This is a genomic window from Symmachiella dynata, assembly GCF_007747995.1.
Taxonomy (GTDB): Bacteria; Planctomycetota; Planctomycetia; order Planctomycetales; family Planctomycetaceae; genus Symmachiella; species Symmachiella dynata.
The window spans coordinates 7,638,354-7,662,214 of sequence record NZ_CP036276.1; the positions used below are offsets into that span (position 1 = coordinate 7,638,354).

The window sequence follows — 23,861 nt, forward strand, 5'->3', positions numbered from 1 at the left end:
CACCTCTGTGCCCTCCGTGCCTCCGTGGTGCCCCCCCTGCCCCATCAAATCGTCAACTGACGGTCGCGGGCAACGATGTCCCAGTGGTCGACCACTTTGCCGCCTGAGACGACCACAATTTCCTTGTGCATGGCTGATGTGGGGCAGATGTGGGTGGGAATGGCCAGCAATTCGTCGCCCGGTTGAAAATCACCGGCGCGATCGGTTTCGAGCACGAGGTGTTCTTCGTTTTGCAGCACTGCCACGGCATCGGGCAACTCGGGAAAAGTACATCGCTTGCCGGCCGGGGGGTCGGAGGCGACCGCCTTATAACCCAAATCGAGAGTGATACGATTCTCCGTGGGGCGACTGATGACGCGGGTTAGCACGCCCGTCGCAGGAGGGAACTTGAGATCAGGAAAGGCAGCGGAGTAGCCCGCATCGTTGTAGACACAGGTCCCGGGACTCAGTTCAATCGTCGGATCGTCTTTGGTAGCATAAACCGGAAACGAACCGGTGCCGCCGGCGACAATGCGCGGAACGGGCAATCCGGCAGCGACCAATTTGTCGCGTAGCTCGATCACCTTGGCCCACTCAACATCAATAGCGGCTTTCCGCTCTTCGTGCGACTGTTGGTGTTGATGCCCATCGTAGACATGAAATCCGCCGGGAATCAAACCCTCCGTCTCGGCAATCAACTGATACAACCGTTCCGCTCGTTCGCAGCAAGTGACGCCGGTGCGGTGCTGTCCGGTATCGACGTCGAGCAAGACTTCGATGGTCGTTCCCGCTTCGGTCATCGCATGGCCGAGAGCGGCAATGGGAATTTCGTGATCGGCAGTGACGGAGAAAGTGACATCGGGATACTTCTGTCGAAACGCCACCGCTCGGGCGATGTTGGGACCGACAAGGTTGTACGCCAAACAGATATCACGGCACCCAGCCTCAGCGACCATCTCAGCTTCGGCAAACGTGGCGCATTTTTGTTTCGTGATGCCTTGTTCAGCCTGCAACCGGACGACCTCAGCTGTCTTGTGCGTCTTACAATGCGGCCGCAAACGCGAGGCATCGCCGGCGATTTCGATGATATGGCGAATGTTGTCATCCAGCAATTCGCGAAAGACGACCAGCGCGGGTGTAATAATGCCGCTCGTGTCGTCGATCTGGTATTTGGCATCCATGGGAGTGGCTCGTTCATTTGGCGTGAGATTCGGGTACCCTGTTACGCCAAGATAATGGGCGAGCAGCAGGTTTGCCACAGAAGTGACCGGCTTTTGGCTCTAGACTGTAGTCCGTTGGAAAAGCTTCGGCACCGAGTCCCGAAAGCCCAAGGTCCAAAACCTCCAAACTTTGCCCATCCCCCCGTGTCCTCCGTGCCTCCGTGGTGAAAAAAGGCACGAAAGATGCCTCAGTCACCGACACAACGGCAAAAACAGCGTGGCGCAGGCTTTTCGCGGGGCTCGATTCCTGTTATTCTGCCTGTTTCCTGACCAAAACCATTAGGTCGCCTCGCGACCGGTACGTACGATCGAAAATAGCGGAGAAGTGTAGTCATGGCACATAAGAAGGGCCAAGGGTCCAGTCGGAACGGTCGCGATTCGAATGCGCAGCGGCGCGGCGTCAAAAAATATGGCGGCGAAAGCGTTTCGCCCGGCAATATTTTGATTCGTCAGTGCGGCACCAAATGGCATCCGGGTCGCAATGTCGGCATGGGAAAAGATTACACAATCTTTGCCCTGGTCGAAGGGACTGTTGTCTTCGACCAAAAGGGTCGTCGCATCAACGTCGAAATGGCCGAAGCCAACTAATAATCGCGACCCGGGAGGGCGAGGCTCCTGCCGAGCCGCGCGCGACCAAACTGCGAAAAAAAACAACTCACAACGGCGGCCCAATATTTCGGTCCGCCGTTGTTTTATGCGCGAGCGCCAACTCAAAGAAAACAATCCAGGGTGCCACTGGCGGCTTGCCCGCCAGTGCTTACAGCTAAGCAAGACTGTGCCCCAAAAGATTGAGCTTTGAGTGTGCGCTAGTCACCCAGTACGGGTAGGGCTGATGACTGAATTTGTCCACCAACGCTACAAGCCGCTCAGCCCGCTCGATCAACCTCGCGAACTGATCGTCGCTTGTCCGCCACTCCGGAGCAACGTGAACCTCTCCCGCATCATCCGCGCCGCCGGCTGTTGCGGGGTGACGCGCGTGCTCTGCACGGGCACCGCCAAGGTGATCCGCAAAATCGCCCGCGACGGCGCCGATGCCGTCGAAGTCGAAGTCCACCGCACACTCGAACCGCAACTCGAAAAACTCCGCGGCGAAGGCTACGCACTGGTCGGCCTCGAACAAACCAGTGGCTCACAATCCCTGTTCGACTACCCCTTCGCCCGCAAGACAGTCCTCGTCCTGGGCAACGAACGGACCGGCATCACCGAAGAGATCCTCGCACTCCTCGACGCCACCGTCGAGATCCCCACCTACGGCATGCCCTACAGCCACAACGTGGCGACAGCGGCAGCGATGGGGGTTTATGAGTACTGCCGTCGGTATCCGCGCGGGTGATGGTGGGGGGCGAAATTTGACTGCTTGGGGATGGCCAGATCTGGGCGCCCGGGTAGTTCGGGTGCATGCAAACTATAGCAGACCCCCATGGCAAAAGCCATTCTCGGACAATGAGTTGTGGCTTGTTGTCCTTTCCTTAGATGCTAGACATGCATCAGATTCGTTGCGCATACGTGAGGACATCGGTTACGACTCATTTTTCGTCTTTTGCATTTTTTCAGCCAGACGGGACATTACGAGATCAACGTCCAAGTTGGGTGTACCGAGCCGGCCATAGTATCGCGAGAACCCCGCGAGCATAGATTCTGCAAATGGGCTATCAAGCGAGGCAACTCGATTGTCTAGCGAAAGTTTTTCCGTCGGAACTTGCTTCAACGCCTGGAAATCGACGACCAAATCAGGAAATCGGAACGTACCTGCAAGGAATCTATATCGCTCACGTTGGCCCGAGCGATTATCCCCGATCAGGCTTTTCAGTTTTTTGAGCACATTATTGGATGGATCTTCTTTTTTGTGAATCGAATCGCTGTAATCTTTAAACTCTGTTTGCTCTGAAAGCAAACCGCATTTTGCAAGAAGTGTTTGGTGAGCTTTTCCTTGTTCAAAATCGCACGACGGCGTCAAAACAATCCAGTACTCCTCCTTTTCGCTGACGGTGAGAAAAAGCAAGTCTCCAGCAAGTAATTCAGGGTTATTCGGCGGAATGACGTACATTTCCATCGGATGCACAACACTCAAGTCATTCGGGGTCGGCGCGGCTTGTCCATGATCCGTCAAGAAGCGACGGATCGACTCACGACTCAGCGTGCTCGCCAATCGCCGAGCAAGAAGCATAGAAATATCGGTCTGCTCATTGCTCCTATTCATATCCGTCCAGTGATGGTCGACGAACTCCCACATATATATACGCAATTCTTCGTTCAGGTGACGTAATAACTGAGGCAGCTTGGTCGAGAATAACGCTTGAACCGCAACTCTTAGATCACGTGGTGAATCCCGACTCACCACTCGAACAAACGGATTACTGATATCGTCAACTTTCTGCGGATAAGCAGTAAAGAAAATGACTGGAACGAATCGTCTTTCGCGTATCTGCTCGTAAACTTGCAACCCTGGCAAGATACTCTCATCTTCCAATTCAATGGAGTCGTCTCGAAGATCGAGGACAACCAAGTCAACTCGCTGAGAATCAAGCACTGAAAATGCTTGGTCAAATTGATCGCAAATTCTACACTCTGCTAGAGCATCAGGAAAAACGCCTTCGACGGATAAAAGCTCACTAACATCGTCACCTTGGCTGTCGTCGACAATTAGCACGCGCCAAGTCGTATTGGGCACCATCTTTAAACTCGCTTTCTCAAGCTGATTCGAAAAACGGCACCAGGCAATGGACCGTGATTTAGCAATTCAAGTTTCCCACCGTAAAAGTCACTGATGATTTCGCCTGCAATCGCCAATCCCAAACCAACACCGTTTGGCTTGGTTGAGAAGTAGGGCTCAAATATATATTTGCGGTTTTCCTGGGGTACTCCTGGTCCGCTGTCAGCAAATAGCACTTCAACGTGATCCGATGCCACTCGCTTTATTGCTATAGAAATACGACGGTCCTCAACCTTTTGAAGCCAAAACATGCTATTTTGAATCAAATTGGAAAACACTTGCTGCATTTCCGCAGCGTCCAGACGTACAAGTGTTTCCGTGTTCGGCAATGTCACCACAATGCCGAGCTTTTCGATTTCCGTACTGAATATGCCAACCGAGTCTCTGATGATCTTCTCCAGGTAAAGTTGAGACGGTTTGCCGCGACGTCGCCCACCGAACGGTTCAATTCGCCGAAACACCGTTTTCAAGACTTCGCCTTGAATTTCAATTTCTGCAAACCTGCGATGCAAGGTAGGAAAGAGACGTACGTCATCTCTCGACGACTTGTCAATTTCCTCTTGCCCGAGCAAGGATTCTTTCTGGATCTTCCCAACTGGATGCCTGCCGTCATGCAACACGACGTCGATAAGTTGCCCCAAGGTCGCAAGGCTATGATAACGTGCCAATACAGTTTGAACTTCTTCGATTTGTTTGGCGATCTCCCGTTCCGCACGTTCGATTATTTTGGGCATCTCAGTGTCTTTCGGATGCGCCTGCGCAAGGTGTTCACGCAAGGGCGCCAGGTCAAAGGCCGCGAACAAGCTGCCGAGCGGTCGTTTTGACTCTTCGGAGATCTTCCGAGGCCGTACGGCAAATCGCGTCTTCTCCATAAAGGAAAGTACTTCAATCAGGATTTGCCGTAGATCATCCAGCGCTTGATTTTCATCCAAGCCCTCGCGGTTCGACTGATCTCGCAGCTTAGGGTTTTCATCAGCTGTAATACTGACATACCCAACGATCTGATTATTTGAAAGGCGCAAAGTCGGGTTTTGTACGCGGCGCATATCCAGACGCAACCAATCGTCGCGTGGTTCACCGTAGGGCAGAACGCGAAACTCGTCACGGTAGATGTTCACGCCCGCCATTGCATCCAAATCTCGCCGTACATCGGAAATCGTGGAACTCGTCTGTTGGACAACATTGCCAAGTTCGTCACGATCCCAAACTCGCAGCTCCAGCTCGAATGGTCCACATTCAGGACGCTGCCTTTTGTCCTCGTCCATCTCCCCTTCAGCAGCATCAGGCTTCAAGAGTTTCTTCGTGTATTTTCTTGCCTCCTCACCCTCTATTTTAAGGAGTTTTTCAGCATCATTTGCCTCATGAACGAAGTACCCTGATTCTTTAAATGTTTGCCCCTCGGAGTAAACACGGTACGTGAAGTTGAATTTGCCGGTGGCGTCAACCGACCCTTTAACGGAATAATGCGGATACTTGATAATTTTCGGCGGCGATACATCCTGTGCGAATTCAGCAAGATTGTCAGGAAGTTCCAGTTTTATCGAAAACTCTGACTGTTTTCTGAATGGTGAGACTAAGCGAGCCAAACCTCGCTGCAACTCTTCAAAGTCCCTTTTACTCCAAACCTTCTTCAACCCATTCATTCGGAGAATGGTTCCGTGGCTCAAATCTTTGCCATGGGGCTGCTCCTTGGATTTCCAAAGCGACTCAATAGCCCCATTTCGGCAGATCTCTTTTCGGGGACGCTGTTCAATAAGGATTAGAATCTCGTCTAGATATTTCTGCTCGTCATCAAATTGTGTCCAGTCGAAGACGCCGTAGATCTCGAGAGAGGATGACACTTGTTTCGTCACCAATTCCAACTCATCGGCAAGACGCGAAGCTGCAAATCTTCCTATCCCTTTTTCCCCCAGGACTCGCCGACCAAGTTTTGAGCTACTTTTCTTATTGTGTTTGTTGTAGGTCGCCGGTTCCATCCAAGCTTGATCAATAACATTTAGAGACATACCAGTTCCGTTATCGATTACTTCAATTGCTCCCTTACCAGGCTCAAGCTGCCCGGTAAAACGTATTAGGACGCGTTCGGCATCTGCGTCATACGAATTCTTCACCAACTCAATAATCGCAACAGTCTCACTGCTAATCAACTCTTCACCGAGCGTGCGGAGAATCCTAGCTTTTGGGCGAAGCGCTAGGTATTTAGGTTCGTCTGTTGTGTTGGACATAATCTTCTTCGCTAATAGGTCACGCTTGTCTTGTTAAACCCCTCACCGCGGCTCGCATCACAGGCGGGCAAACGGCATTACCAAGCAACTTAATACTATCACGCCGACTACTAGTTTTGACAGAGAACTTCATAGGCATACCCATGGCAGCCTTTAATTCCGGCACCTGAAGCATTCGCATAAAATGCTGTGCCTTCTTAACTTTTACATATGCAAAACGGTCAAGCGTAGTAATAGTTCGTAAGGGACGTGTAAGCCGCTGCCATCCTCCTGCATGATCGCTACCGTAGTATACGATTAGAAATGGGCGTTTCGTTCCCACGACATCCATCGCCCTCTCGGCGCGTGCCAACGTCGCGTCTGCTCTTCCAGGCTGTCGCAATGGCGTGAATCTGTACTCGCTATTTTTGACAATGATGCTTGAGGCTGGAATGGGAAACGCGAAATTGGATGTGATCGATGCCGGTTCGCGTTCTCGATCACAAAGAAGAAACAGTCTACGTCGCGTCTGTGGCACACCGAAAAGCGACGAATCAAGCACCTGTGGGCTAACGTGATAGCCGAGTCCTATGAGATCATCCAGGAACTCGTCGTAGCGTGACCAGTTACGCATATTCACAACATTTTCCACGATGATCCAACGGGGCTCAAATACTTTGGCAAAGCGTATTACATGAAAGGCTGTTTCCTTGCTTTTCTCGCAACGCGGACTATTGCCTTTAGCAGGACTGTGGTTGGTGCACTCTGGTGACGCAATCAAGAGGTTAATGTCTTTTATTTCACTTCTCAACTGCCGGTTGGTCCAGTCTTCCAGTCGCCCCTCAAAAAACCATGCGTCTGGAAAATTGGCAGAGTACGCATCACCTGCGATATCCCATTTATCGAATCCTGCGACGACCTCGGCACCAGCGAGTTTGGCCCCCCAGCTGCTTCCACCTGCGCCGCAGAATAAATCGATGGCCCGAACTCCTGCTGAATTGTTTATGCTCGTCCTCACCATATTCGCCTTCTCCAATGTCAAGGGGCCATAACTTCACCTAATGTAAGGAGTTATCGGCAAAAACAGTGCAGAACACCAGGTCGCTTCCTGGCACCGTGCACGGTCATAGTGGTGTAAGTAGCGATTGGAGCCACATATAACGGCATTTTCTCGCTCATTGCCAATGGCTTAAACTGCATGCTTGGCTGGGCAGTTCACCACGTGAGATCGATTTCTCGCCGAGACACCTGGGACAGGGCCGGTGTTGAAGAAGGGTGACCGTGTGCGGCTTCAATTCGACATTCAGCTCAACCGTGGCGACTTTGTTGCCAAAGACCGCGACGAGATATTGACCGTCGGTGCCCGGCATCTGATCGCCGGTTTCCGCTACGGCCTGGAGGGGATGCGCGTCGGAGGCATGCGTCAATTCCGAGCGAGTCCGCATTTGTGTTACCGCGACGAAGAGCTTCAGGGCATCCCGAAGAATGCCGTGCTGGTTTTCAACATCAAGTCTGTGGAGCTCATGGGCTAACGAAGCATCGCATGTCTTCCAGCCAAATTGGATCGCGCGCAACACAAACATCTCTTTGAGCAACTCGTCGCGCGTCGCCAATTCCGCGCTCTTTTTCTGCCATAACGTTATGCAACTTGCATAACTTTTCGAGGCTCAGCGTGCTTGCAGGAATGTGTTCTAAGAATCTCGGTAATTTCCCTATTTTTTTGTTTACATTCCTTAACAAATCCGTAGACTCATTAGCTTAGTAACCTTTGAGGTCAAATGTCACAGCGTGGCATTTGAAGTCAAGCAGGCGTTTTGAGCCTGCTTCAGGAGATACAAACTCTCGCAGTTCTCGAAAGTTTGCCGGCGATGAAAAAAGCAGTGCGCGCTGCGACGTTGCGCTGTTTTTTGAACGGCTGGAAAACTTGAATAGCAACGATTTCTCTCCCTCTCATTGAATTTCGAGGCTCAGTTCATGGCTCGCGCAATTTTCGCAGCTCCTCTTCGAACACAATTGACGCTTCAATTGTTCCGCCCGCTGGCCGTCTTGTTTGCCATGGTGTTGTTCTCATCGACTTTGACCGGTTGCGGCGATACTTCGCACGGCGACCGTGTTCCACTGACTGGTACCGTCAAAAAAGGAGGAGAATTGTTGCAGACAAAAGCAACGATTTACTTCAATCCTTTGCCGGATCAAGGTGGAAACGGCTCCAGTGGCGAGGTTGCCGAAGGTCGGTTTACGATCCCCGCAGAAAGCGGTCCGACACCGGGCAAAAAGTACAATGTTTCTGTGATCACATCACCTGGTATTCCTGCCGACGACACGCCGCGGGACCAGATCAAGCTTCCGGAACGCTTGGAAACGACGGTCGAAATCCCGTCGCGCGACAGTGAGGACAGTCCGGAGCTAGAGATTGTTTTTGACTGACGTCATCACCAATCTTTCTTTGAGTTGACACGATGTCCTTTTTAACCCTTTTCAGCGGGAGGAGTTATGTTGCAAACACGAAAACGCACGTCGGGATTCACACTCATTGAGCTACTGGTGGTGATTGCTATCATTGCCATTTTGATTGCTCTGTTGTTGCCAGCTGTCCAGCAGGCACGCGAGGCAGCTCGCCGCACCCAGTGCCGCAACAACCTGAAGCAAATCGGACTGGCGCTACACAACTACCACGATGTCCATGGGACATTTCCCATCGGCAACCTTTATGCCGGAACAGCCACCTCCAATGGCTGGTCATGGATTGCTTACATTCTCCCGTACATGGATCTTGGAAACGACTACGAGCAGTTGGACTTTGCTTATGCCGACCCCGCTTCCACAGGTCGCTGTTCAGAGTTCATGGGCCAGCAAGAGACCAACTTTCCGACTGAAAACTGGACGTGGACACAAACCAAACCGGTTTTGGTTTGCCCAACCGATCCGTTAGCAGGGGGGAAATTCACCGGAATTACTGGATCTGGAACCTATGAGATCTCCAACGGATCAATGGCCGTGGCTAGCTACTTGGGTGTCGCTGGGAAAACACTGAACTGGGAATGCGGCATGGGGTCGTTGTGGTCAATCACATCACCCGACGGAGTTCCCTGCCAGGATGCGTCAGGTTATGAAGGGATGCTCTACAGCAACAGTCGAACCCGGATCCGCGACGTCATTGATGGTACCTCGAACACTTGCATGGTCGGCGAACGTGGTCAGCATGAGTCGTTGACCTATGGCTGGCCGCTGTGTGGTCGCGGGTATCCCCCGCTCTATTCCGGCCGCAAGGATCACATTCTCGAGATGTTCACCTTCTCCCAAGGCGTTACCGACGACGATCCTGACTCCGGCCCCTCGACGCAAAAGTTTTGGAGCCATCACACAGGCGGAGCGTTCTTCGTTTTGGCTGATGGATCCGTGCACTTCCTGAACTACTCGATAGATACCAACCTCTATCAAGGATTAGGAACACGGGCCGACGGCGAAATCTTGGACGAATTCTAAAGCCCTCTGGGACGGATTCAAACTCTTCGTCTCGTCTTCACACATGGCTCTGCCGACTCTCCTTGGGGAGTCGGCAGGGCTACTTTCTTCGAATGTACGACTGGACTTTGAGAATGCTTCCCGGCAGCTTGCTGAGTTGTGGCTTTTCAAGTGTGTGATTTGGGTTGGAAGAAGCAGGCGTTGGAAAGCTCAAAGATGATTTCGGGGCTGCTTGCGGTCCCACGTTACTCAAGCACAGTGACGACGGACTGAGTAGTCACTTTTAATGTGAGCTTGCGTTTCAGCGTCGACACATCGTGTCTTATTCAGGGCGGTTGCAGCTCCTTGACTTCCTCTAAGGGGGAAGTCCGCGACTTGTTCTAGGAGTTTGCTGACACCGTGACCCGCACCCCCTCTCGACGTGAGGATCCATTCGTGACGCATGATGCTGACTCCGTTTTGCTGACCGAACCAGGAACGGCAAAGAATGCCGACACTGACATTGTCCGACCGCGACTGGATAACGTCGATATGCTGCGGGGCTTGGCAATCGTCTTGATGAGCCTCGACCATGTCCGCGAGTTTCTCTCCGCGGCTCAGTACAGTCCCACTGACGTCGCGAACACGACAGCTGCGCTGTTCTTCACGCGCTGGGTGACGGACTTTTGCGCACCGGTGTTCGTGTTTCTGGCCGGAACCGGAGCTTACTTGTATGGTCGCCGCGTCCACTCGACAGCTCACGCTTCGAGGTTCTTACTCACACGCGGGTTGTGGCTCGTCGTGTTAGAGTTAACGGTGATCCGCTTGGCATGGTTTTTTAACTTCGATTATGCCTCTGGCAGCGTGGGACAAGTGATCTGGACGATCGGTTGGTCGATGGTCGTGATGTCGGGTTTGGTGTTCTTGCCCATCTCGGCCATTACCACGATTGGTATCTTGTTGATCGCTTTTCACAATGTGTTTGATCCCGTCTCGGCCGATAGCTTTGGTGAAAACTGGGCGTGGCTGTGGCGGTTTCTCCATGCGGGAGGCGGGGTCACTCCCTTTTCCGGCGTTCCCGTGCATGTGGCTTATCCGCTGATTCCCTGGGTGGGTGTTATGGCAGCTGGCTATGGATTCGGGCCACTCTTGAAACTCCCGCAAGGTAAACGTCGCGTAGAGACATTAGCATTGGGCATCGTCCTGACGCTGACATTCTTCGGCCTGCGTGCGACGAATATGTATGGCGACCCGGGGCAATGGAGTTCGCATCCCGAGTTCGTGCGAACAATGCTCTCTTTCTTAGCCCTGCAAAAGTATCCCCCGTCGCTGCTGTTTTTGTTGATGACCTTGGGTCCGGCACTCATCGTGTTAGCAGCCGCCGATCGACCGCTGGGAAAGTTCGGACACTTCTTGGTCATCTATGGCCGCGTGCCGCTGTTTTATTACATCTTGCACCTTTTTGTGATTCACGCGCTGACGATTGGGATTGTCTATCTGCAGTGCCAAGAGACACCCGCCTGGTTGTTTTCATTTCCTCCCGGCCATGCCGGTCTGGATAGTGCGGGCAACAACTGCGGAGTAGATCTGCCGGTGCTCTACGGCATCTGGCTCGGCGTTGTTGTCGCACTCTATCCTCTTTGCCGTTGGTTCGCCGGCGTCAAACGCCGCCGCCGCGATGCGTGGTTGAGTTACCTGTAACACGCCGGCGAACGTGGACTTGCCAGCGACCTTATCTGCGGTCCCATTTCCCTTTTCCCAGATCTTGCCAGCCATCGATTCCCGCACCTGTCGTGATCGCTTTGTTGTTATAGATGCGGACCCAGCGTTGCTGATCCCCGTCATAAATTGCCAGGAATTCGTCGGTCCGTTCTCGTTCTTCGAACCGACCAGAGATTTGGCCGGACGGGTCGAGTGCGAGCCATTTTCCATTTCCCTGGTCGATATACATGCCCCCCATGGACGATTTCCAAAATCCCGTGGTCTGCACAGGGGGACGAATTACCCAGCTGGATGTCGACTCTCTTGGGACGGTGAATTCTGCAACCTTATTGCCTTGCAGATCCTTGGCAAACCAGAGGTGCCCCACAAAGGAAGGCTGTTCGTAATAGTCGTCTGCCTTGAGCTGATTGTATGGCAGTTCTTTATTAGTTTTCGCGTCGTAATAGCTGATCTTCACGCTTTGCCCAGAGTTGTTGATGACATTCAGCAGGACTTCATCGTTCGGTCCGATGGTGTCCGGTCCAGGTTTTGTTTTTTGGACTCCCACAATTCGCATGCGGGTTTCATAAAAACGGACCGCACCGCCGCCCATGACATCGCCCTTGAATAAAACTCCTTTATCGCTTCGCGGCCACCGCAGTGCGAGCTTGTGCCGCCGATTATAATAGCCCACGTAACGCGGCGTATCGTATTCTTCAGAACGTTCATAAACGAATCGTTCACCCGCGAGTTTCAGTGTCAGCACTCGGCCGGATAAGCGGGCAATGCTGAACACATTGGTGCCTGGAATCGTGAGTTCAAAATTGACCACAGGGCTCGGTGCAGGAAGATTATTGGGGGAATTGAGGAGGACAACCAAAGTGTCCGGTGCCAATAATTCTAGCCAACGTGATTTGATAGATTCTGACGCAACGACAACGGGGGTGGGGCGGGTAATCCGTCCATAAACTTCTCGATAACTGACATCTTGACCGAGGACGGTGCGGAACTGCGTATCGGTAGAGGGCAGTTCGATTCTGGTTGGAACTTCAATTTGAAACTCCTGTTCGATTTGCTCTTGGATAGTCACGATGCGGCCATCAGCGGTCGTGACCTCTCTTGGGACCGTCACCGAGCGTGTCCGCGTTTCGGTATGCATTTCGATTAAGTTCAGCGTGCGGCCTTGTCCACGATCCAGTTTTGCGAACTTTGGTGTGGCGGCCGCGGCAACCTGCCCTAATCCGGTTGCCAAGATTAAAACCACCCATGCGAACGTCTTTGAGAAGTTTGTCATGTTTTCGTCAAACCTTTCTCACATTCAGTGAGACATTGTTGAAGGGGAAATTAGCGATCTACTCTTAGATGCCCAACGGTACCCGTCACGAGCCACAAATTTGAGAGAAAATTGAGAAAAAGCCGATAATCCTTGTAACACGCAATATTCCAACCGAAGAGAATGTGACGTAAGCCTCTTAAAACAAACAAGATACAATTCTTGCCCCCGGCAGGCTCGCCCCAAAAGTTCTTGAAGAGGAACTGTTCCGGGAGGACATTTGTGTCGGCGAGGGAAAACTGTTTAGTCGCAATAGCCCGGACAGCTACCGGACCCGCAGAGCTGTCGCCCCCCAAAAGAAAACGCTACCAGCGAACCTATTTTTCCGTAGCGGGGAGTTGGAGGCGACAGCAGTTGATGGATTGGACGACTGCAAGGTGTTCAGCCGACATTACAATGTGTAAAGCCAGTGATTGACATGCTAAACATCCGAGACAGCGCGAGACGGCCCCTCCTTACCGGAATAATCCCGACATTCCACTCGACTGCCTCACTTGTGTTGCACCGACAGGGCAAATAGTGATTGTTTGGCACGATTTTCCCTACTGGCTCAATAAGTCGGCCATCGTTGATGTGTTTTGTGCGACACATTGCCCGACTTTAAAAGGAGAAAGCTGGCTTTCCATCCTCCACGGATGATGATCTCCGAGCGATGATTTCGGAGTGGTCGGTTAGCTCACCGCACCAGGGAAGAATCATCAATTTCAATTGAGCTAGGCAACTTTGAGACGAACTTCGATGATCAGAATTTTGATGCTCGCTACGGTCGTGTTGGCCGTTTGCGGGGTCGACGCCCGCGCAGGATTTATTGACTTTGATAGCGGGTATGTCGACCTGGAAACGATCGACAGTCCCATCGACACGGGGGACAACCTCGTCACGATGACTACCTATGGACCCGCAGCCAATCCCAGCGGCTTGCCATACATAGCCGCCGTTGGTTTGCCCCGCAGTGCGTTTACAACCTCGTTCAATCCCGACCTGACCAATGATGATGTGATCAACGGCCGAGGCGGATCGTTCTTTATGACCGATGAACACGTCACCGACACCGGGATTTATGCTTCGAACTACCTGTTTGAATTTGCGAATGGCATCACCGAACTGAGCCTGGATATCTTTGACTTCCGCATCGACGGCGGAGCACAAGGGACTTCGAACGCGCCTCTCGATTCAGCGACCGCAACGTTAACGTTATTCGCCGATCAAGCGATGACAAATATCGTTGGTATGTCGTCGTTAACGGTGAACATGCAAACTCAACCGATTGATGGCAACTGGGAATTTCTTCAGGTCTTCGCCGCCGGTGTCGCCGTCAAAGCTGTGTTGGAATTAGGCGATCTGGACCGCGGTGTGGGGGTCGACAACATCGGATTTGTCACCCAGCCGCCCCCGGTGAATCCAGTCCCCGAACCATCCGCCATTGTGCTACTGGGCATCGGCGGCATCAGCTTGGCACTCTTTGGCTGTCTCAGACGTAGACGCCTAGCACCCTTAGCGTAGGACGATTCAATGCGATAGGCGTCAGGCGGGAGCCTGACCTACGTTTATTTGCGGCCGATGAAGACGTAGTACGGCACCTGCACCAACGGTAGGTAGGGGACGCTGCCGGTCTTTTCTTGTAGTTCTACTTGCTCAAAGCAGCGCTGCAGGTACGGGATGTGGTCTGGGTTAAGGTTGACGTTGTCGCCGGCAAACCAGAGCGGCCACAACGTCCGTGTCCCCCAACCGTGCTGTGTGCGGCCAGGGGCGGGGTACTTGCGAGCGACATAAAAATCAACCACACCGATTGTCCCCCCCGGTTTGAGGAGCTGCCAAGCGTTTTCAATCGCGGCGAACCAATCGGGGATCATCGTCAGTGAATATGAGAAAGTAATCACGTCGACCGTGGCTGGTTCACACGCAAAAGTTGTTGCATCGGCGTGCACCGGTTGCACGTTTTGCCAGCAGTGTTGGGCCACGCGTTGCTGGGCGACCTTCAAAAGTGACGGACAAAGGTCAACTTGATAGACCTGCTTCAGGTTTTTTAAGCGCGGTCCGACCCGTTCTGCGTTTTCGCCGGTCCCCGCACCGATATCGATCCAGGTCCCCTGATCAGGAAATCCGAGTGTATCAATCAGTTCTTGCCGGCCATGCAACAATCGCGAGCGAAACGAGTCATACCCGGCCGCTTGTGGACCATAGAACGATTCAAGCCGTTCGCTATGCGATCTGCCGCGTACACGTGATAACGTCAGATGAAACAGCGTTTTCAGATCGCGAAACACGTTCGTAGCAGTGGAGGTCGGGGGCATGCGCAGCAGTCCTTGTGCCGAGTCGTGATCACGCAGCTGCCAAGTCAGCGATGAAAAAACTGCCGTAGGTGTTCACACGGTCTTTTTGATGCAGTTGTTCGGCCAATGGCGTGTGATAGTGCAGTCGCTCGCCAATCGGCCGTGCGCGGCCGCCGGATTTGACAAGAATCGGATCGACGAAATCGACTTTCAAACCGGCGCTACGCCAAATCAAACGGCAATCGGGCGAGGCATGATCGGCCATCGCTTGCCACTCGGCGGCGAGCACATCTTGCGCGTTGCTGTACAACCAATCCATGTGGTCCAACAACACGTAGCGTGAAATCGTGCCGGGATGCTGGTCGAGAAACCCCAGGACCGAATTCGTCTGCACGCTGATGCGATCGACGAGGCCGTTTTTGAGCAACTCAAAGTTGTGCGGTTTGAGGTATTCGGGGCAACAGGCGCGTGTGTATTCGCCGGTGAGATAGACCCGCCAAAAGTAGTTGTCGTACAGCGGCAAGGTGCGGAAGACGGTTTCAACACGATCGACAATAAACTGCACCGTTCCGCCGGGGTAGCCGGTGTCAATCTGTCGCCGTTGGCTTTGCGGCACGCCCAGCAGGGCCATCGTCATGTCGCGATTCATGCACCACTGCACCAGCGGACGCCACAAGGCTTCGTTCAATTGCCGACTGTCATAGATTTGTTGCTGTTCGGTCACGGTGGAGACATCGAGCAGTTCGTTCACGTCGTTACGAATGCGAGCTAATCGATTGATGTAGCCGTTGATCATCCACGCGAAAAATCCGGAGGAGCCGCGGAAATAAAAACTGTTGCGTCGTCCGCGTCCTTGAAACAACACGCCCCAACGGTCCCAAATGCTTTGCGCAGCCGGCGAGAGTTGCGGTCGCAATCGACCGGTATACAGCGAATCCCACGCAGCGACCCGTCCGCGGCCGAACAGGTTGAAGAATTCGTCGTAGTCCAGCGCACGGATGCCGGCGAGCTTTAATTCCAGGAGAGCATTTTGCCGCGGATTGACGTCGACGGCATGAATTTGTTTTGGTCCAACGAGTGCATAATCCAGAGCATTGCAACCGGCCGAGGTGATCATCAGGATTTCATCTTCGGGGCCAAGCTGCAAAGCTTGACGGTCCAGCCGGGGATCTTCCCAACAGGCGTTGTAGACGAGGTTGTGCCGGTGAATCCAATTGAAGCAAGCTTGGTTAATGGATCGCGCGTTAATCATTCAGGTCTCCCGTGGCAATGGTGCAAGCTGTGACTTCCGGCAGCGACAGCATCGGCCGCGCCAGTTCGAGCGGCCGGGCTGGCGTGGCAGCGACGCGGCGCGGGGGTGTCTTTTGCACTGCGGCTTGCGGATAGTAATATTCCAATTCGAGCGCGCCGTCGTTGTATTCAAATAGCGCGGTGCAGTTTTCGACCCAGTCGCCCGTATTGCAGTAAGTCATGCCGCTACGGTGCACAATGGCGGGGGTATGCAGATGCCCGCAGATCACCCCCTGGCAACCTTGTTGTTTGGCATGCCCCATCAGTGATTCTTCGAAGTGGCTCATAAAACGAATCACAGCTTTGACACGATTTTTAGCCAGCGCGCAAAGATGATACGGGCTGCGTTTGGTGTTGCCCGTCAAACGGCTCAACCACCAATTCAGCGACAGGGCAACGTTATAAATCCCCGTGATGCCCATCGACAGCCATTGCGCTGACTGTTCGACGCAATCGAAGCGGTCGCCGTGCGTTACTAAAAAACGACGATCGTCAGCCGCTTTGAAGATGAACTCTTCGGCAATCTCCACACATCCTAGTTGTTGGACCAAACTGCGTATGAAATCCTCATGCCTCAAAAAGTCGTCGTGATTGCCCGGCAGGTAGAAGATCCGCGTCCCCCGTTCAGCCAGAGCGGTGATGTGTTGCAGCAGGCGGGTGTAGGAAGGGAGCCAACGAAACGAGCGTTTCATTTCCCAACCGTCGATCAAATCGCCGACGATGTAGAGGGACTCCGGCGTGACATCCTCAAGAAAATCGAGCAGTGCCTGACATTGCGAATGCCGATTGCCGAGGTGGACGTCGCTCAAAAAAACGGTGCGTACCTGCCGTCGGGACCCTCCCTGGGTTCGCTGCATTCCATTTCCTCCATGACTTGTCGTCAAGATCCAACAGAACGGGTCAGATCTGTTTTGGCATCCACGTCAGGGAGAGCAGATTAGCGCGTGATTATGAGCATGTGATGAAAAGCTCGTGAAACTCAGATGAAACAACCGAATTGATCCGCAGCGCAATAAGACGCAATGCGACCCGCCAAATTCCGTAGATGGGGATGAAAGCTCGTTGCTGTGATACAACCAAGTTTGATTTCACGCAACAATTTGGTCCTATCAGGAGCAACGAGCATGTCCAGTTTATCGTTTTTTGTCGGACTCGACTACCACCAGTCGTTCATTCAGGTCTGCGTGTTGGATCGCGAGGGCAATGTGTTGGCTAACCTCAAATCGCCGAACAGTGCGGAGCATGTCGCCTTACTGGTGCGCGGGGTGGTTCCCAAATCCGCACGGGTCTTCGTCGCCCTCGAAGCTTGTACCGGAGCAGCCAACTTTGCTGAAGAATTGGTCCGCCACACGGGTTGGTCCGTCGATCTGGCCCATGCCGGCTACGTCGCCAAACTCAAACAAAGCCCCGACAAAACCGATTTCAGCGACGCGCGTTTGTTGGCAGACCTGGAACGTGTGGGGTACCTTCCGCGGGTCTGGATGCCACCGGAGTCGTTGCGGGATCTGCGGAGGCTGGTGCGGTATCGTCAACAGTTGGCCGCCGCGCGGCGAAACGTCAAGTTGCGGATCACGGCTCTGCTTCGCGAGGAACGTATCGTCGCAGAGCAGCGCCGCTGGACCAAAGCGTGGCAGCACTGGCTGGCCGGGCTGGACGAAATCTCGCCTCAGATGCGGTGGGTGATGGACCAGCATCTAGAGGCGCTGCAGCGATTGGAACGGGAGATCCGCGCAGCCGAAGCACGTCTCTGCGCGGCGACCTGCGATGATGCGATCGTCCAAAAACTGTTGGAGATCAAAGGTGTGGGCTTGGTGACGGCTGTGACGTTGCGTGCGGAAATCGGCCGGTTCGACCGCTTTCGTACGGGGAAACAGTTGGCTCGTTTTTGCGGCATGACTCCGCGAAATGCCTCCAGCGGAAACCGCCAGGCGGACGCCGGTTTGATCAAGGCGGGGAATCCGGAATTGCGGCGTGTGATCATCGAGACCGCCCATCGCCTGGGCCGTTACGACCTGCGTCTGTCGAAGATGAACACGCGTTTGCGTCGACGCGGCAAGCCGGGCAGCGTGGTGGCGGCGGCGATCGGCAACCGTTGGATGCGTTGGTTGTACCATCAAATGAAAACCATTTCCGTTTAAGAAAGCGTTCGCCATGTCCAGACCTCAACTCCAGCTCAACAAACGAGGGTCGCCACGCCGTCCTCTCGACCTCCTGGTTGTGCAGGCCGAGACGACGGCGAGACGAACGAGGCTCATCGAACGTATAATGAAAAAGTGAATGCAAGTGACGATTGTTGATGATGATTGCTAACCCGTGCTGATGCTGACTTGCTCGAGCCTGACCTGGGCCGGCGGCCGCCGTGTCGCTACGCTCGTCCTGTAGATGGGGCTGTCACATCACCTCGAAGCCACCCACTTGGGCTGGGAGAATTCCCTTGCTCGGATAGAAGAATGGGGACGCACGTCATCACAGCATCGCCACTTGACAAGCAACGAACTTTCATAGAAGGTCAGGCTCCCGCCTGACGCAAAGACCAATGGACAACCAACTGCACCGTCCGCCCCAGTTGTCCGGTTTGCCTAACGAAATAACGGCCAAGAAATTTGTCTATTCATACAATCAACTCACGCCGTAGAATTGCTGCCAGTGGTCACAAGAATACAGGAGCGATTCAATGACACTGAAGAATCAAGTTCGCGGCAGTGGAGTCTTTGTTGCCGGTTTGGCAGTCGGACTCATGTGGGCTGGGTTGTTGGGCCCTGCGACATGGGCAGCGGGGGAGGACGGGAGCGAGAGTCCCGCCGCGCTGCGTGCGGAACTCGACACGATCAAAGGCAAGCTACCCGGACAAGCGCACGCAATGATGGATGTCGCTTACCACTACGACAACTTGTGGTTCGCCGGCCAGCACGGCAATTGGCCGCTGGCACAGTTCTATTTCAACGAGACCCGTTCGCACCTGCGGTGGGCAGTGCGAATTATCCCGGTCCGCAAAGACAACCAAGGGCAGGAAGTCAAACTGGCGGACATTCTTGAATCACTGGAAAATCGCCCGTTGAAGGACTTGGAAGCAGCGATCCAATCCGGCGACCGCGAAAAATTCAACACCGCCTACCGCTTCACCCTCGAAGCCTGCTACGCCTGCCACAAAGCCGCCGACAAACCATACCTGACGCTGCAGGTCCCGGATCATCCAGCGGAGTCGATGATTGATTTTGAGGCGGTGGTGAAGTGAGGGGGCGCTAGTTCGCTATCTGAACGGCGAGTAGCGGCTTTGTATTCATTCCAACGGAGGGTCCGGCGGAGTGGTTTATGACAACTCTTCAATTTCGTCTTCCGTGAGGATGCGGGTTCTTCTGGCTAGTCTCTTTGCCTTGTTGCCGTTTGGATAGCGTGATTGGTTTTCTCCAGTGATGCTACAGTGGCCTGGATCGTCATGCGTCGGGGTGAATGCAATTTCAAGGCCAATCTCTTTTATATCGGAAACCTTAAACTCGCAGACAAGGAAATCCAAAGGGTCTTCCCCCTGAAGGATCAGTGATTTAAGCAGTTGTTGCGGCGTAGTGATTTTTTTTCTTGAGCACGATAGTTCATTGTCCTTCGTCTTCATTGCCCAACTAGTAGCTTGGTCGCCTCCATCGGGTCGTTTCTTGACTGTGACGTTGCTGGCGGAGGGCCGCCTAACTCGTCGCAGCAAGATTTCGTCTTCCTGGATTGGTTGATCCTGCACTGGGTTCACAATCCATTACCACGCCGTTAACAGGTTTGCGATTATGTTTAGATCTCGGGTGGTACCTTCTCGATCAAGGTCGGGATTCTCCTCGTCTAAATACGAATACCGAAAAGAAATATCTGGAAGTATCTCTACGTCTAATTCGCGTGAGCAATCCTCCCATTCCCAGGATAAGCCGACGTTCCCGGCAGGCGATGCAGCGATATTGGGTCGACAAATTCCGATCACCTCGGCGAGTAGTTTGATGATCGCTGCTGCAATAGCAATTGATGTCAAATCAACAGATCTAGCACCATAACTGTCCCAATTTTCTTCCAACTTTCGAAGTTGGTCGAGGGCAATCAATCTATCCTGGAGCCAATCTGCTACGAAATCACGACGCGCGAACACAAGTCCCTCTTCCGTTCCGCCAGCTGTCGCATCAAGTGCTTCGGATTGCGAAATTGCGGTTGAGCTTTCAGCGGCAAATGAAGTGTGCGTCATTATTCCTGTCCCCAGCGGTTATGGCGTACTTCTTCGTCTGTAACACTAACGAAACTCTTAACGACCCATTCATGGGCTAAATCCAGACTTTCAATCAGCTGATCACCGTCATTGTGAGTGACTCTTGCAGTTATCTTTAACAATATGAATTGCTTGGTATTTTTTCCACTAGCGATGTTCGCCTCGATGTAAAGTCGTCCTTTTTTGGGTGGAATCATAAAAACGCGATTGAAGGTTACAATTTCAGGAGGTTGCGGCAACCAACCGTCGGTTGATATCCAATTCACTCCAGCAAATACAGAAGCAAAACAATCCATCACGTCTTCGTTGTCTTGCGGGTGAATATGATTTACATAGATCACTTCACATAGATTAGGTCGTATTGCCCCTAATTCCTGAGCGGTTGCAAACTCGTTAAAATTCTCAAACTCTTCCAGAAGTTTTGTGCGATTGGGCTCGTATCGCGGATATTCTGGCGCATCATTCCGTCGACACCAGTTGAACGCTAGCCGATCGGGTTGGAGTTGGATCATTTCACAACCGGAATGGTCGCGAAACCAAACTCGCTCAGGCGTGCCTTCATGAGGCGTAATTTGAAGTTTACGGATTCGGGGGGTCAGCGGAAAAGCCTCGGTTATTCCATCCAACCGCTGCTTATCCACTGCATCCGGATATCGGTCCATCGTCGTCGAATGAAACAACCCAAAATGCGTCGTGCGGAACTTCTCCAATTCATCGAACTGAATTGAGAGCACCGTTTCCACGACCGGCGGATTGCCAAACGACGGGCTGGGTTCTTGACTCATATAAAAAGTATCCAATCCACGGTACCATCAGTATTTTACGCGCTGGGACTCTACTTTTGTTGGTAAATATCGTCAATGGATCGTGTACTGTTGAATGTGCTGCAAGTATCGTCAACAGAAACCATGGTTAATATTCGACGTAAAGTCAACCCCGAAAGCAACTTCCGCATGCCAAGCAGGAAACGATACTACCTTGGGTAGGATGGTAAGAGAATGTTGGCAACCGCATCCCGATTGAAAAATCTACACCCTCACAACTGAAACAACGCCCCACCCGTCTTGCGCTGCTTGTTGATCCGATTATGACAATGCAGTCCTTCTAGGATGAATTCGGCGGTGCTGAGGTGGAGTTCGTCGGCGGCGGGGCCGGTGGCTAGGTCGGGGGCGAGTTGGGTTGCTAGGCTTTCGATTTGGTTTTGGAAATCGCGGATGCCGTACATACTCTTGAGGCTGTCGGACGTGTTCACTCCGTCGCCGACTTCCAGCGCGTTTCCGGCGTCGAAATATTCCACGACGTTGCGGAACTGGCTCGGTTTGCAGTGCAAGTCGAAGATGTTTTTGACTCCCTCTTCCACTAGACGGTTGATCAACCGGTCTTCTTCGCCGGATTCCTCGGTCATGTTCAATTCCAATTTTCCGCGGGAACTGGCCGCCAGGTGCGCCAGATCGCTGATGCGGGGGACGACGACGTTTTCTCCAAGTGCCACGCCGCGGCGTTCAGCATTGGAGAGCATGCATTCGTAATTGGCGATCGACATGCGGACGCTCACGCCGGAAGCTTGATTGACATGGCCGCTGCTCCGCGCCAGGCGAGATGTCTCTTCGATGATTTCCTTCATGAACCCCGGCACGCGGACGTCGACCTCACCATCACGATCGCGCCAAGCGTTGGCTTCGGTAATTTCGATCCCCAATTCCCGCGTCAGTGGATAATGCGTCTGCACCACCGAACCGATGCGGTCTTTCAGCGGCGTAACAATGCGTCCCCGGTTGGTGTAGTCCTCCGGATTGGCGCTGAACACCATCTGCAGATCAAGGTTCAATCGAATCGGAAAACCGCGAATCTGCACGTCGCGCTCTTCGAGCACATTGAACAGTCCAACCTGGATTTTCGGGCTGAGGTCGGGCAGTTCATTCATGCAGAAAATGCCGCGATTGCTGCGGGGAATCAGGCCGTAGTGCATCACATCTTCGTTGGAGAGATGTTTGCCTTCGGCATGTTTGATCAAATCGACTTCACCGATCAAATCGGCGATCGTGACATCGGGCGTGGCCAGTTTTTCGTGATACCGGGCTTCGCGACCGACCCATTCGATGGGGCAGTCATCGCCGCGACTGAGGACGTGGTCGCGGGCGTATTTGGAGATCGGATGAAACGGATCATCATTGATTTCCGAACCGGCGACGATGGGCATGGCCTCGTCCAAAAACTGCGACAACATCCGCAACATGCGGGTCTTGCCCTGGCCGCGCAGGCCGAGAAACAGCATGTCGTGCCGCGACAAAATCGCGTTTTGAATTTGCGGGATGACCGTCTCTTCATAGCCCAGAATGCCGGGAAACAGCGGTTCTCCGCTGCGAAGTTTGGCCAGCAGATTTCGCCGCATTTCCGCTTTGACGCTCTGGGATTTGTAACCGCTTTCGCGGAGTTGTCCGAGTGTTCGAGGTCGCTCGCTCATAGTAGGCCGTTGCTGTGTGGGAGAAGGGAGTCATCGTGGCTGTTCGGCGTGATTATAGACCCGCGCGGAAGCAAGTCAACGTGATGCCTGTACATGCGCATCGCTTATTGGATCGGTGTCGTTGTTTGTTGCCAACGGAAAATCGAATGCGGTGCTGACTATCCGATGCCTCGCAAGAGTACGCCCACGACATACGCTACTGTTGCTGCGGAGCCACCGAGTAATAACGTCTCCGCACCAGCGCGGAACCAGTGTTCGACGCCGAACCGCGACTTGAGCGCACCGACGGCAAAGAAGGCGAGCCCGGTGAGGACCGAGCTGGCGGCAAAGAGTTGGGCGGAACTGATATCTTTGCCCAGAGAAAACGTAAACGGCAACAGAGGAATAAAGCCGACAGCGACAAAGGCGCAGAACGTGACAGCGGCGGCTTTCCGAGCGTTGGGTCCGACCAGCGACAGTCCCCATTCATCCTGCAACATGGTTTCGACCCAGAGGCGGCGGTCGGAGGTAATAACTTTGACCACACGTTCCAACAGCTCTCCGTCGAAGCCTTTTTGCCGGAAGATTTCACGGATCTCTTCGACTTCGCCTTCCGGGATGATGTCGATGTGATTTTCCTCTGTGCGGCGGGCGCGGCGTAGCAATTGTTCCTCTGCGCGGGTTCCCAAATAATTGCTGACCGCCATGCTGAAGCCATCGGCAAACAGGTTGGCAAAACCCAGGATCACAACGACATTCACAGGGAGATCCGCACCAATCACGCCGGAGACCACGGCGAATGTCGTCACACATCCGTCAATGGAACCGTAGACGAAATCGCGGAGATAGTTTTGCAACGGCTCGCCGGCAATTCGCTTGGCAACCGCCTCGGGTCGGTGCTCCTTGCGGAGTTGTTCATCTGGTTGCTCATTCATGATCTTGCATCACCCAGCGCATCATATTGATGGATTTTCGAGTCAATGGCGTGTGCCAAAAGACAACATCGCACTCAGCCCATTGTCAC

Annotated in this window: 22 protein-coding genes; 8 read left to right on the forward strand and 14 right to left on the reverse strand. The window is 53.3% G+C overall.

All coding sequences use genetic code 11. From position 1 onward, the window contains the following. Positions 1 to 44: 44 nt before the first annotated feature. Positions 45 to 1,160, reverse strand: a complete 1,116-nt coding sequence (locus Mal52_RS29035) for a D-TA family PLP-dependent enzyme (RefSeq protein ID WP_145380389.1) — start codon at positions 1,158 to 1,160, stop codon at positions 45 to 47. Positions 1,161 to 1,532: 372 nt separating this feature from the next. Between Mal52_RS29035 and rpmA the strand changes: the two genes are divergently transcribed. Beyond that, positions 1,533 to 1,787: a 50S ribosomal protein L27 gene (rpmA, locus tag Mal52_RS29040; RefSeq protein ID WP_145380390.1), complete on the forward strand. Its 255-nt coding sequence runs from the start codon at positions 1,533 to 1,535 to the stop codon at positions 1,785 to 1,787. Positions 1,788 to 2,031: 244 nt separating this feature from the next. Then, a complete protein-coding gene (locus Mal52_RS29045) occupies positions 2,032 to 2,532 on the forward strand; it encodes a TrmH family RNA methyltransferase (RefSeq protein ID WP_197534551.1) in 501 nt (166 codons plus the stop codon). Between the two features lie 186 nt (positions 2,533 to 2,718). On the opposite strand, the gene Mal52_RS29050 is transcribed toward Mal52_RS29045, so the two are convergent. The 4 genes from Mal52_RS29050 to Mal52_RS30665 all read right to left on the reverse strand — a co-directional run bounded on the left by Mal52_RS29050 (position 2,719) and on the right by Mal52_RS30665 (position 7,729). Continuing rightward, positions 2,719 to 3,873 carry a response regulator transcription factor gene (locus Mal52_RS29050; protein ID WP_145380391.1) on the reverse strand — a complete coding sequence of 385 codons (1,155 nt, stop codon included), beginning with the start codon at positions 3,871 to 3,873 and terminating at the stop codon, positions 2,719 to 2,721. 2 nt (positions 3,874 to 3,875) lie between these two features. Further along, complete coding sequence (locus Mal52_RS29055) at positions 3,876 to 6,137, reverse strand: sensor histidine kinase (RefSeq protein WP_145380392.1); 2,262 nt, start codon at positions 6,135 to 6,137, stop codon at positions 3,876 to 3,878. Between the two features lie 19 nt (positions 6,138 to 6,156). Then, positions 6,157 to 7,137, reverse strand: a complete 981-nt coding sequence (locus Mal52_RS29060) for a DNA cytosine methyltransferase (protein ID WP_145380393.1) — start codon at positions 7,135 to 7,137, stop codon at positions 6,157 to 6,159. Positions 7,138 to 7,291: 154 nt separating this feature from the next. Then, complete coding sequence (locus Mal52_RS30665; protein ID WP_231962480.1) at positions 7,292 to 7,729, reverse strand: hypothetical protein; 438 nt, start codon at positions 7,727 to 7,729, stop codon at positions 7,292 to 7,294. Between the two features lie 361 nt (positions 7,730 to 8,090). Between Mal52_RS30665 and Mal52_RS29070 the strand changes: the two genes are divergently transcribed. From Mal52_RS29070 to Mal52_RS29080, 3 genes are all read left to right on the forward strand, one after another. Continuing rightward, positions 8,091 to 8,543: a hypothetical protein gene (locus Mal52_RS29070; RefSeq protein ID WP_145380395.1), complete on the forward strand. Its 453-nt coding sequence runs from the start codon at positions 8,091 to 8,093 to the stop codon at positions 8,541 to 8,543. Positions 8,544 to 8,609: 66 nt separating this feature from the next. Then, positions 8,610 to 9,602: a DUF1559 domain-containing protein gene (locus tag Mal52_RS29075; protein WP_145380396.1), complete on the forward strand. Its 993-nt coding sequence runs from the start codon at positions 8,610 to 8,612 to the stop codon at positions 9,600 to 9,602. Positions 9,603 to 10,016: 414 nt separating this feature from the next. After that, positions 10,017 to 11,261, forward strand: coding sequence for an acetyltransferase domain-containing protein (locus tag Mal52_RS29080; protein WP_145380397.1), 1,245 nt, complete (start codon positions 10,017 to 10,019; stop codon positions 11,259 to 11,261). 31 nt (positions 11,262 to 11,292) lie between these two features. On the opposite strand, the gene Mal52_RS29085 is transcribed toward Mal52_RS29080, so the two are convergent. Then, positions 11,293 to 12,555, reverse strand: coding sequence for a hypothetical protein (locus tag Mal52_RS29085; protein WP_145380398.1), 1,263 nt, complete (start codon positions 12,553 to 12,555; stop codon positions 11,293 to 11,295). Between the two features lie 777 nt (positions 12,556 to 13,332). On the opposite strand from Mal52_RS29085, the gene Mal52_RS29090 reads away from it, so the two are divergent. Then, a complete protein-coding gene (locus tag Mal52_RS29090) occupies positions 13,333 to 14,097 on the forward strand; it encodes a PEP-CTERM sorting domain-containing protein (RefSeq protein ID WP_145380399.1) in 765 nt (254 codons plus the stop codon). Positions 14,098 to 14,141: 44 nt separating this feature from the next. On the opposite strand, the gene Mal52_RS29095 is transcribed toward Mal52_RS29090, so the two are convergent. Genes Mal52_RS29095 through Mal52_RS29105 form a run of 3 tightly spaced genes read right to left on the reverse strand, consistent with a single transcriptional unit; the run spans position 14,142 to position 17,014 of the window. Continuing rightward, on the reverse strand, positions 14,142 to 14,888 hold the full coding sequence (locus tag Mal52_RS29095) for a class I SAM-dependent methyltransferase (RefSeq protein WP_145380400.1): 747 nt from the start codon (positions 14,886 to 14,888) through the stop codon (positions 14,142 to 14,144). Positions 14,889 to 14,916: 28 nt separating this feature from the next. Continuing rightward, positions 14,917 to 16,116: a BtaA family protein gene (locus tag Mal52_RS29100; protein ID WP_420824963.1), complete on the reverse strand. Its 1,200-nt coding sequence runs from the start codon at positions 16,114 to 16,116 to the stop codon at positions 14,917 to 14,919. Next, the gene (locus Mal52_RS29105) at positions 16,112 to 17,014 is read right to left on the reverse strand and encodes a UDP-2,3-diacylglucosamine diphosphatase (RefSeq protein WP_145380402.1); all 903 of its coding nucleotides are present in this window, start codon (positions 17,012 to 17,014) and stop codon (positions 16,112 to 16,114) included. Before Mal52_RS29105 ends, Mal52_RS29100 begins: the two co-directional genes overlap by 5 nt. A gap of 267 nt (positions 17,015 to 17,281) precedes the next feature. On the opposite strand from Mal52_RS29105, the gene Mal52_RS29110 reads away from it, so the two are divergent. Together Mal52_RS29110 and Mal52_RS29115 are read left to right on the forward strand one after the other, a co-directional pair. Continuing rightward, complete coding sequence (locus Mal52_RS29110) at positions 17,282 to 18,295, forward strand: IS110 family RNA-guided transposase (RefSeq protein ID WP_145375389.1); 1,014 nt, start codon at positions 17,282 to 17,284, stop codon at positions 18,293 to 18,295. A gap of 536 nt (positions 18,296 to 18,831) precedes the next feature. Next, positions 18,832 to 19,392, forward strand: a complete 561-nt coding sequence (locus tag Mal52_RS29115; protein ID WP_145380403.1) for a hypothetical protein — start codon at positions 18,832 to 18,834, stop codon at positions 19,390 to 19,392. A gap of 75 nt (positions 19,393 to 19,467) precedes the next feature. Here Mal52_RS29115 and Mal52_RS29120 read toward each other — a convergent pair whose 3' ends face one another. From Mal52_RS29120 to Mal52_RS29140, 5 genes are all read right to left on the reverse strand, one after another. Next, positions 19,468 to 19,887, reverse strand: a complete 420-nt coding sequence (locus Mal52_RS29120) for a hypothetical protein (RefSeq protein ID WP_145380404.1) — start codon at positions 19,885 to 19,887, stop codon at positions 19,468 to 19,470. Between the two features lie 15 nt (positions 19,888 to 19,902). After that, positions 19,903 to 20,373, reverse strand: a complete 471-nt coding sequence (locus Mal52_RS29125; protein ID WP_145380405.1) for a hypothetical protein — start codon at positions 20,371 to 20,373, stop codon at positions 19,903 to 19,905. Then, positions 20,373 to 21,179: a TIGR04255 family protein gene (locus tag Mal52_RS29130; protein WP_145380406.1), complete on the reverse strand. Its 807-nt coding sequence runs from the start codon at positions 21,177 to 21,179 to the stop codon at positions 20,373 to 20,375. The genes Mal52_RS29125 and Mal52_RS29130 overlap by 1 nt, the downstream gene beginning before the upstream one ends. A gap of 251 nt (positions 21,180 to 21,430) precedes the next feature. Further along, a complete protein-coding gene (locus Mal52_RS29135; protein ID WP_145380407.1) occupies positions 21,431 to 22,858 on the reverse strand; it encodes a sigma 54-interacting transcriptional regulator in 1,428 nt (475 codons plus the stop codon). Between the two features lie 158 nt (positions 22,859 to 23,016). Further along, on the reverse strand, positions 23,017 to 23,772 hold the full coding sequence (locus Mal52_RS29140; protein WP_145380408.1) for a VIT1/CCC1 transporter family protein: 756 nt from the start codon (positions 23,770 to 23,772) through the stop codon (positions 23,017 to 23,019). Between the last annotated feature and the right edge of the window lie 89 nt (positions 23,773 to 23,861).